Origin of the sequence: uncultured Clostridium sp., from assembly GCF_937920395.1 — a bacterium.
GTDB lineage: Bacteria > Bacillota > Clostridia > Clostridiales > Clostridiaceae > Clostridium_AD.
Genome location: NZ_CALEVF010000237.1, coordinates 1 through 9,576, shown reverse-complemented (window position 1 = coordinate 9,576; position 9,576 = coordinate 1). Strand labels below are relative to the sequence as shown.

The window sequence follows — 9,576 nt, the reverse complement described above, 5'->3', positions numbered from 1 at the left end:
TGTGTACCATGTGAAAAATTAAGTCTAGTAACATTCATTCCTATTTCCATAAGTTGTCTTAATATACTTTTACTATCACTAGCAGGACCTATTGTGAAAATCATTTTTGTTCTTTGCATAATCAATATCCCCTTTACTATTTTAAGTCTTCTTAATTAATTTTATATTCTGTTAACTTATTATATCCTTTTCGTCTAATTATGGCAATCTTCCATAATCCGAGTTTTATTCAATTATACCATTAAATAACCATATATCTTAAAGTACCTTAACAAAGTTAAGAATAGTCTGTCCATTAAACAGTAGCAAACTGACTGTTATAAAGTCGTGAATATTGCCCACCTTTTTCTAATAATTCATCATGGGTTCCACTTTGAACAATATTACCATTATCCATTACCAAAATTATATCTGATTCTTTTATTGTGGAAAGCCTATGAGCTATAATAAAACTGGTTCTCCCTTTTAACATTTTAATAAATGCCTTTTGTATTTTAAGTTCAGTTATTGTGTCTATATTACTTGTAGCATCATCCAAAATTAACATAGGCGCGTTAACAAGCATTACTCTTGCTATCGTAAGCAGCTGTCTATTATAGCCATCTGGTAACTCTTTTATAAACTCATCAGCTTGAGCTGTTTTTGCCGCATCTATGATTTCCTCTTGCGAGGCATTTTTCTTTTCCCAGCAAATATTATCTGAAATGCTACCAGTAAACAGCACCGATTTTTGTGGTACCATGCTAATTTTACTTCTAAGTTTTTTTAAAGAATAATTTTTAACATTTATTCCGTTTATTATTATTTCACCTTTAGTAACATCATAAAATCTTGGAATTAAATTTATGAAAGTTGGAGCTGATTTACACCGTTATTTATAATAAGTGCCATAAGTGTTGGAAGCAAAAGTTCTAGTAATGCTTCAATAAGCTTAAAAGTGGGTCCTAAAATACATTCTTTCCTATATGGCTTTAAAAACTTAAAAAGTTTAAACAAAAATCTTCACTCCAATATAAAAAGTATTACATGTTCTCTTCCATGCGAATATGATTATAGCATAGGGTACTCCATATTAATAATATATGTTTTATATGTGTTATATACGATATTCGTATACAATCAACCCACACTTCTTTTATTAAGTACTAAAAAAGCATCTATAAACTAATATAGATGCTTTTCTAGATGAATTATTGATTAATAAAAATGTTTAGACTCTTTTTATCTTACTCTACGTCCATATGTGAAGTCACTATTTAGTGATTGAATTCTAAGTACAGCTCCTGTGTGAGGTGCATTTATCATGTTACCATTCCCAACATATATTCCTACATGATGAGCTGGTGATCCAAAAAACACTAAATCGCCTGGTTGAAGATTTCCTCTAGATATAAGAGTACCTACATTTTGTTGAGCTTCTGAAACTCTTGGTAAATTTACTCCAAAATGTGCGAATACATATTGTGTGAATCCTGAGCAATCAAACCCTGAAGGGCTTGTCCCGCCCCAAACATAAGGAACGCCAAGAAATTGTGATGCATATGATAATAATGCATTAGCTGAAGCTCCTGAAGGTGCTGAACCACCTCTAGATGGAGTTATACTTGGAGCCACACTTGTTGATTGACTTTGTACAACTTGTTTTACTGCAACTTGATTTGCTGACGCATATTGTCTTGCTGCAACAGCTTGTCTTGCTTCAGTCGCATTTTTTGCATCTATAACTGCTTGTTTTGCTAAAGCTACTTGTTTTGCTGCAGCCGCTTGGTCTGCAACTAATTGTGCTGTAAGCTTGTTTTCCTGAGCAGATAATTGTGCAACCAATACATTTTGTTGTGATTTTTGCTTAGTTAAAGCACTTAATGTACTTTTATTTTCATCTCTTAGAGTTAACAACTTTGCATTTGCAGTGTCTAATGCTACTTTCTTTACATTAATTGCTTCCTCTTTTGCTTTCAAATCATTAATAATATTTTGATCATAGGTTATTATTGTTTTTACATCTTCTAATCTAGATATAAAATTTTCTATTCCCTTTGAGTCTAGTATAATGTCTATGTAACTTGATGTTCCATTCATATACATTACTCTCATTCTTTTATCAAAAAGTATTTTTTCTGCTTTGATATCGTTCTCTGCTTTTGCAATATTTATTTTTGTTACTTTGATATTATTTTGTGTAACCTTAATGTTTTTTTCATTATTACTCATTTTTGACATTATTTTTTCGATTTGACTATCCATCATCTCTACTTTGCTTTCAAGGCTACTTCTTTGAGTTTGAACCTGTTGAATTTTCACCTTATCTGATGCTGTATCTGCATATACACTAGTGTATCCAATGCTCATAGTTAAAGTAAGTGCCATCATTGTTGAAATAATTTTTTTGTTCAAGTCCCCATCTCCCACAAATAATTTTATTTTTCAATATATTATAATTTAATATTTATATTGTTAAAACATAAGTACTATTCTACACAAAATATTAAAATTTGTAAAGTAAGAATTTGCCATTTCATCTGTTAATTTGTTATATAAAGTTTATAACTCTATATTTTACAAGATTTTTTTTGTATTATTAATATTTAAACTCACACCTAAGTAATTAAATTCTTTTTATAAAAAAGAAATGTTTTGCTTTCTTATCTGTTATATATTACCATATGTTTCATTGAATTAATATGTTTTTCGTCATCTTTTATTTGACATTATTCTTAACTTTTAATCTTTTAATCTTTTAATCTTTTAATCTTTTAATCTTAAATTACATAATATCATTTCTTTTAGGCTAATGACCTTAACATATATTTTGGTATTATAAACAGTTTATTGCAATATACTGCTTCTTCGAGTTATAATAAAAACAAAATAAGAAGGTGTTACAATATGAATTTAAAAAAATATATGAATATTATAGCTTTCATCTTAGCATTATTTATTTTCGTAGTAATAAATAAATTATTAGCTTTTACTTTTATTATTTTATATTTATTGCTTACAAATTTTGCAACAATTATTTATTATATTGGTAGCAATAAATATAAAAGAGGCAAAATTGATCAAGCTTATAAATACTTTAAAATGGCCTATAATATAAAGGGCTCACCAATTAAAATAAAATTATACTACATATATAATTTGTTACTAAGAGGTGATTTAGATCAATCAGAAAAACTATTGAATCAGCTTTCGAAACGAAAATTAACTTCTGATGATGAAATTAATATAAAGCTTAATATGTCTATTGTCTTTTGGAAAAGAGATAATATTGACGGAGCAGTTAGTTTACTTATGGACTTATATAAAAAATATAAAACTACTGTTATATATCAGAATCTAGGCTATTTTTTAATTTTAGAAAATGATTATACTAAAGCTCTAGATATGAATCTTGAAGGCTATAAATTTAATTCATCAAATGCAGGCATATTGGATAATTTAGGAACTAATTATTATATGTTAGGTGAGTATGATAAATCTTTAAAAATATATGAAGAATTAATGATAAATAAGCCTTCTTTTTCATCAGCATATTATTACTATGCATCTACTCTAATAAAATTAAATAAACCTGAAGAGGCACTTTTAAATTTAAAAGAAGCCCTAAAGTGCAATTTTACATTCTTGAGCGCCATATCCAAAGAAGAGATAGAAACTAAAATAACTGAAGTTGAAAACTCAATAAAATAGATTTGGAAAAGGAGTAATTAAAAAATATGAGAAAGTACATATTTATAGCCATAGGTGGAATGCTAGGGGCTATATTAAGATATTTTATAAAAAATATACATATTTATCATTATAAAGAAGTTATACCAATAAACACATTGTTAATAAATATTTCTGGTACTTTCCTATTATCACTTATACTAACAGTCGCATATGAAATTTATGTGATCGATGCTGATATAAGACTAGGAATTGCTACTGGATTTTTGGGGGCCTTCACAACTTTTTCTACACTTTGCAAAGAAACTGTAAATCTTATGAAGCAAGGAGACTATTATTCTTCTATATCCTATATTGGCTTCTCAGCAATGTTCGGACTTGCTGCAGCTTACTTTGGAGTAATAGTTGCAAGAGAAGTAGTTTCAATTTTTATAAGTAATAAGAATAGCCCTAGTGATGTAGGCTAGATTTATCCATAGGAGGTTTATTTCATGACATATGTGTTAGTTGCAATCGGTGGAGCCGCCGGAAGTTTGGTTAGGTACAGCCTTGGTAAATTTATAAGTGAAAAATCAAAACGCTCTTTTCCAATAGGTACTTTTATAATTAATATTACAGGTGCCCTTTTGCTTGGGTTTGTAAGCACAATTGGAGTAAGTAGTAATATTATGCTACTAATTGGAGATGGTTTCCTAGGTGCATACACAACTTTTTCAACTTTTATGTATGAGGGCTTTAATCTATTTCAAGAAAAAGAAAAACTGAATGCTTTTATATATATTTTATGTACATTAATACTTGGAACTATAGGTTATGAAATAGGAAGCAAACTAGGTAGTTTATAAAACGGAGGGATAAGATAGCACGCTATTTTACCCCTTTAGCTTTTACAATGTTTTGATATGATGATAATAAAGGTATACTAAGTCCATACGCTTTAATTTCATATTTTTGATTAATTCTAAGTCCCCAATACATATCTTCCGATGATATTTTAAATTCTAGTAGGCTGTTATCATTTCTAAATATCCTTATATCACCATTTTGAAGTTCCGTATAAATTAAATAAGTAGTCTTGTTTTCATTTTGTATTATCCGTTTACTCTCAATCGTTACTACATAAGTACTTCTAAAAAAATGCGGAAAAAATATAATTATACCAACTATTACAAAAAAAATAATTATTGCTTTTCTAATTTTAAATCTAGAAAAAGTTCTATTTCTTCTAAATAGATAAGAAATATTTTTTTTCATAAAATCTCCTTTATTTTATTAACTCCATCCACTACAAATATTATTCCTTTTTCTAAATATTAGAACATATACTTTATAATTTTTTTGTATTTTAATCAGGTATTATTGCAACTATATATTTTGCTACCTCTATGGCTGTTTCATCTATTTCACCATCACCAGCAAAAACCATAGTGCTTGCATTAGCACCTTTACTTAATAATAAATTCATCATACCCTCACTTTTGATCACGGATAAAGGAGTACTCTTTTGATCATCTATAGTATTTACATCTGCACCTTTACCAATTAAATATTTCACAATATCCTTATTATCCGTTTTAACTGCATGCTCTAGTGCAGTTTCTCCACCACTATCTTTATAATTAATTTTTACACCCTTTTGGATTAATTTTTTTACCGATTCAATATCATTATCTTTTATTGATGTAAATATTTTTTCTTGATTTATAACTGCTGATGTTTGACTATTGTTTTTATAATTTATTTTTCTATTATTTTCATATATTATTATGAACATCAAAGATACTATGATAAAACCGCTTAATAATACCATTATTATCTTTTTCATATTTTGTATTCCTCCGTCCATATCTCAACCATTATTTGTAAAATTGATTGTTTTAACTAGTTCTCTTTTTCCACTTAAATTCCTCTATTGTAAATAAACTTTTTTTAAATAGCCATAAAGTAAAAATACTGACAGATCATAATCTAATTATGATCTGTCAGTATTAATTTCTTATATTTATTCAAATAATGATTTAACATTCTTTAATTCTTCTCTAATTGAAATGCCTTGAGGACAATGGGTTTCACATTTACCACACTCTACGCAGTTTGATGCTCTTTCCTTTTGTGGAACAGCTAAGGAATAATTCTCCTCTTTGTCAAACATAAAATGATTATTATAGAAAGTGAAATTTTTAGGAATATTTACACCAGCTGGACATGGCATACAATACTCACAAGCTGTACAACTAACTTTTACTTTTTCCTCAATAACAGTTTTAGCCTTGATAACTATCTTTAATTCTTCATCTGTTAATGAATTAACCTTGACTTCACTTGCCGTTTTTATATTTTCTACTATTTGATTCATTTCATTCATTCCACTTAAAACAACTGATACTTCAGGATGGTTCCAAACCCAACTTAAAGCCCAATCTACTGGTGTTCTTTTAATTTCTGCTTTATCAAAAACATCAAGAGCCTCTTTTGGAAGATTAGCTGCGAGTTTTCCTCCTCTAAGTGGTTCCATAATTGTAACTCCGAGTCCCTTTTTAGATGCATATTTTAAGCCTTCTGTTCCAGCTTGAAAATTCTCATCTAAATAGTTATATTGAATTTGACAAAATGACCAATCATAATAATCTACTATTTCTTTAAAAATAGGAAGTTTATCATGGAATGAAAATCCTGCATATTTTATTCTTCCATCTTTTATCGCTGAATCTAAAAACTCAGATATCCCAAGATTTTTAAGCACAGCCCAGGTATCAGCATTAAGAGCATGTATTAGATAAAAATCTATGCTATCTGTCTCAAGTCTCTGTAATTGTTCATTTAAGTATTTATCCATGTCTTCTCTTGTTTTTATAAGCCAACTAGGAAGTTTTGTAGCAAGTTTTACTTTCTCTCTATAGCCATCTTTCAAGGCCTTTGCCACAAATAGTTCACTTGCTCCTCCACCGCCCATACCTGTTCCATGGTACGGATAAGCAGTATCTATGTAATTTACGCCTTCATCTATTGCAAAGCGTACAAGCTTTGTTGCTTTATCATAATCTATTTTAGATTGATCTCCTCCTGGCAAAATTGGAAGCCTCATACACCCAAAACCCAAAGCTGAAACCATTTCATTTGTCTTTCCAAACTTTCTATACAACATTATAATTCCTCCCTTAAATGAGCAATAAAATTTAATCGATATTTATAACATTTTGTAGTTTGTTTTATATGCAATATTATAACATAATGCTTGGACCAATGTATCTGTTTTACAATTTCAAATAAAAATAAAATTTTCTTAATCTTAATATTATCTTAATATCCTTTTAACATAGTTATGATATTATTTATATATTACGAAGGGAGTGTGAGCTCAATGAATAATGGAAATAAATTTGTTATTAGTAAGGATGTTATTGATGAATGTCTTGCTGCATCTGTAGAAAAACCAACTAAATAAAAACAAGTCTGACATTAATAATGTAAGACTTGTTTTTCATTGTGTCCATTACTAATGACTACATATACTTGTCATAAATGCTACAGAACCCCTTAAGAAACCCAATATAAAATTCTTGTGGAATATCAACTTCTGGAAACAATTTTGCAATTCTATCAAATTTATTAACAGCTAGAACATTAATATTCTTAATAATGTTTGGTAATAATCCTTTCTCTAAAAGATTAAGATATGAAATTAAACCTAATTCAAAACCATTTAATTCATAAGGATGAATTTCTTCTTGCTCCTCCTCATAATAAGTTTCAACGAATTGATGAATAACTAACAAAGAATCCTCTTCACTGTCTTCATTTTCATCAATTTCATTAACTTCTTCAAATTCTTCAACTTCTTCGATATTTTCTGTAATTCTATTGTTAACTTCCTCTTCTTTTTTCCACTCAATTATTTTTCCCATCATCGATACCTCCTTATTTCAAGTTTTTAGGTTCTGTTTGTTATTTCAATTATTGTTTTATTTTCTTTACTATCATTAATATTCAATTGAGTGGTTATTTGCTCTAAATATTTTTAGACATAAAAATACCCCTCTTTCTTTTAACAAATTTTTAAAATCTGTCTACTTAAAGAGGAGCATATAATTATTTAAATTATGGATCTATCTTATATAGATTCTTTTATTTGCTTTTTATCATAATTGCAACTGATTGTATTTTATTCACAGAGGTTCTAGTCACATAAAGCTTGCTTGCTTTAGTATTAAATGCAGCAAATAAATACGAATATCCTTTAACTACAGTTGCCCTAGATATTGCTCTTGCACCTTTTGTTGAGGCAGGATTTACAGAATACACATTAACTATATCTCCTGCTAATAATCCTTTTACACATACTTTGCTCTTTGCAACTGATAGGTAACGAGGAATCAAACTTAAACTCCTCTGCACTTTGGGATAAGTTTTAGATACAGCCTTACTTGTTTTTTTGCTACTGTTAGTTACAGTTACTTTAATTGCTGTAACTGTTTCACTGAGTTGAGCTTTAAGTTTTATATTAACATATGGCTTTATTTTAGTGTTTACAACACCGGCTTTAGACATAGTAACAATTGCACTTGCAGTTCCTAGTAAAGTCTTGCCATTACCACTATAAACTCTTACTACATCACCTTTTATTAATCCAGTTACATTAACATAGTCATTATAAACTGAATTGTTAACTACCGTTATTTGAGCTACTGACAAAATTGGTACTGGTAATGCTATAGGCATCTTGGTATTATTAGTAATTGTATATTTCTTAGAAGCTACTGGAAACAATGTCTTGTCCCAAGTATGATTTAGCCTCATTTCTGCATCACTACGTAAAGAATAAGTTTCCATTACTCTTCCATTCACATCTGGTAAAGGGTCATTCCAAGTCGTATCTAGGTGATACCAACTTCCTCCTACTATTACCATATCCCAAGCATGACTTTCACTTTCAAAACCATTATCTGCAGTTCCTGTTATCATTCTAGCCTTTAGCCCTGCATCTGTTAGCATTCTATATGCTAGCAATGCATACCCTTGGCATACCGTCTTACCACTTCCGAGTAAGCCCGCATAAGCAGAAAAATTAGTAAGTGAAGTATCATAAGTTAATTTTTTGCATATATAAGCGTTTATAGCCTTTACCTTTTGAGCTTCAGTCATATTAGGTGTTATTATTTGTCCTAACACCTCTTTAACCTTTGCCTTTACCTGATTTTCCTGATTATCAGTTTCTAAGTACGAAAATGTGTAATTCACATCAAATTTATTATTACCAAAGTCTGTGATGCTGTAAGTGTAATAATCTAATAAATTCTTTTCGTAATCATTACCTGCTGTTTTAATTACTTTTAAAACAGTATTTTGGATGAAGCTTATAGTATCACTAGCAATTTTAGGCCCTGTATAACTAATATTCACCCCAGTTGCTCTATTAGCTATGGCATAATTTAATTTTGCTTCAAATTCATTAGCAGTAGTAACCTTATATGTTGCAACAGCTGCGGCTTTATTCATTGGTATTGACGAATAAGCAGTACTAAAATTGCGAATATAATTATTGCCCTTTAGTTTACTACCTCCAATTAGATAAACCGAACCTGTTGTAGTTTTACTTTTTTCTTGATTTGCATAAACTAATGGACTTATACTTGAAACCGATACGCCTAACACTATAATTAAAGACAATAATATTTGGCTTATTTTTTTAAACTTTTTCACATAATCTCCCCCTACTCTAGATGATAACTCTCCTATAAAACAAGGGTATGTTCCACTACCCCTTAAACTTAAAACTTTATATAGTAAGAACTTTTTACTTTTTATAAATTTATTACAATTATATCATAATAAATTATAACTTATAATATTAAAATATAATATTTCTAATAAAAGTTATATTTATAATAATGTGCTATAATTGTAGAT

The 9,576-nt window shown here is 28.9% G+C and carries 12 protein-coding genes; 3 read left to right on the top strand and 9 right to left on the bottom strand.

What is annotated here, in order from left to right:
• The 4 genes from Q0649_RS15220 to Q0649_RS15205 all read right to left on the bottom strand — a co-directional run.
• Window positions 1-119: pyruvate kinase (locus tag Q0649_RS15220; protein WP_298843884.1), on the bottom strand; the 119-nt coding region annotated here is incomplete at its 3' end.
• Between the two features lie 176 nt (window positions 120-295).
• A complete protein-coding gene (locus Q0649_RS15215; protein WP_298843881.1) occupies window positions 296-799 on the bottom strand; it encodes an ATP-binding cassette domain-containing protein in 504 nt (167 codons plus the stop codon).
• A 44-nt stretch (window positions 800-843) separates the two neighbouring features.
• Complete coding sequence (locus tag Q0649_RS15210; protein ID WP_298843879.1) at window positions 844-996, bottom strand: hypothetical protein; 153 nt, start codon at window positions 994-996, stop codon at window positions 844-846.
• A gap of 225 nt (window positions 997-1,221) precedes the next feature.
• Window positions 1,222-2,394, bottom strand: a complete 1,173-nt coding sequence (locus Q0649_RS15205) for an NlpC/P60 family protein (protein ID WP_298843876.1) — start codon at window positions 2,392-2,394, stop codon at window positions 1,222-1,224.
• Window positions 2,395-2,886: 492 nt separating this feature from the next.
• Between Q0649_RS15205 and Q0649_RS15200 the strand changes: the two genes are divergently transcribed.
• Genes Q0649_RS15200 through crcB (Q0649_RS15190) form a run of 3 tightly spaced genes read left to right on the top strand, consistent with a single transcriptional unit; the run spans window position 2,887 to window position 4,514 of the window.
• Window positions 2,887-3,690, top strand: a complete 804-nt coding sequence (locus tag Q0649_RS15200) for a lipopolysaccharide assembly protein LapB (protein ID WP_298843873.1) — start codon at window positions 2,887-2,889, stop codon at window positions 3,688-3,690.
• A 26-nt stretch (window positions 3,691-3,716) separates the two neighbouring features.
• Entirely contained in the window at window positions 3,717-4,136 is a 420-nt protein-coding gene (gene crcB / locus Q0649_RS15195) for a fluoride efflux transporter CrcB (RefSeq protein WP_298843870.1), read from the top strand.
• Window positions 4,137-4,160: 24 nt separating this feature from the next.
• Entirely contained in the window at window positions 4,161-4,514 is a 354-nt protein-coding gene (gene crcB / locus Q0649_RS15190) for a fluoride efflux transporter CrcB (protein WP_298843867.1), read from the top strand.
• Window positions 4,515-4,536: 22 nt separating this feature from the next.
• On the opposite strand, the gene Q0649_RS15185 is transcribed toward crcB (Q0649_RS15190), so the two are convergent.
• The 5 genes from Q0649_RS15185 to Q0649_RS15165 all read right to left on the bottom strand — a co-directional run bounded on the left by Q0649_RS15185 (window position 4,537) and on the right by Q0649_RS15165 (window position 9,369).
• On the bottom strand, window positions 4,537-4,923 hold the full coding sequence (locus Q0649_RS15185; protein ID WP_298843866.1) for a DUF1523 domain-containing protein: 387 nt from the start codon (window positions 4,921-4,923) through the stop codon (window positions 4,537-4,539).
• A 91-nt stretch (window positions 4,924-5,014) separates the two neighbouring features.
• Window positions 5,015-5,494 (bottom strand): ankyrin repeat domain-containing protein, encoded by a 480-nt coding sequence (locus Q0649_RS15180; RefSeq protein ID WP_298843864.1) that lies wholly within the window; start codon window positions 5,492-5,494, stop codon window positions 5,015-5,017.
• Window positions 5,495-5,671: 177 nt separating this feature from the next.
• Complete coding sequence (locus Q0649_RS15175) at window positions 5,672-6,814, bottom strand: aldo/keto reductase (protein ID WP_298843863.1); 1,143 nt, start codon at window positions 6,812-6,814, stop codon at window positions 5,672-5,674.
• Between the two features lie 358 nt (window positions 6,815-7,172).
• Window positions 7,173-7,577, bottom strand: a complete 405-nt coding sequence (locus Q0649_RS15170; RefSeq protein ID WP_298843859.1) for a hypothetical protein — start codon at window positions 7,575-7,577, stop codon at window positions 7,173-7,175.
• A 217-nt stretch (window positions 7,578-7,794) separates the two neighbouring features.
• The gene (locus Q0649_RS15165) at window positions 7,795-9,369 is read right to left on the bottom strand and encodes a transglutaminase domain-containing protein (RefSeq protein WP_298843856.1); all 1,575 of its coding nucleotides are present in this window, start codon (window positions 9,367-9,369) and stop codon (window positions 7,795-7,797) included.
• Window positions 9,370-9,576: the final 207 nt, after the last annotated feature.

Excerpts from the sequence above, each read along its gene's own strand:
- Q0649_RS15200 (WP_298843873.1), top strand. The coding sequence starts at position 2,887 with ATGAATTTAAAAAAATATATGAATATTATAGCTTTCATCTTAGCATTA.
- crcB (WP_298843870.1), top strand. The coding sequence starts at position 3,717 with ATGAGAAAGTACATATTTATAGCCATAGGTGGAATGCTAGGGGCTATA.
- crcB (WP_298843867.1), top strand. The coding sequence starts at position 4,161 with ATGACATATGTGTTAGTTGCAATCGGTGGAGCCGCCGGAAGTTTGGTT.
- Q0649_RS15185 (WP_298843866.1), bottom strand. The coding sequence starts at position 4,923 with ATGAAAAAAAATATTTCTTATCTATTTAGAAGAAATAGAACTTTTTCT.
- Q0649_RS15180 (WP_298843864.1), bottom strand. The coding sequence starts at position 5,494 with ATGAAAAAGATAATAATGGTATTATTAAGCGGTTTTATCATAGTATCT.
- Q0649_RS15175 (WP_298843863.1), bottom strand. The coding sequence starts at position 6,814 with ATGTTGTATAGAAAGTTTGGAAAGACAAATGAAATGGTTTCAGCTTTG.
- Q0649_RS15170 (WP_298843859.1), bottom strand. The coding sequence starts at position 7,577 with ATGATGGGAAAAATAATTGAGTGGAAAAAAGAAGAGGAAGTTAACAAT.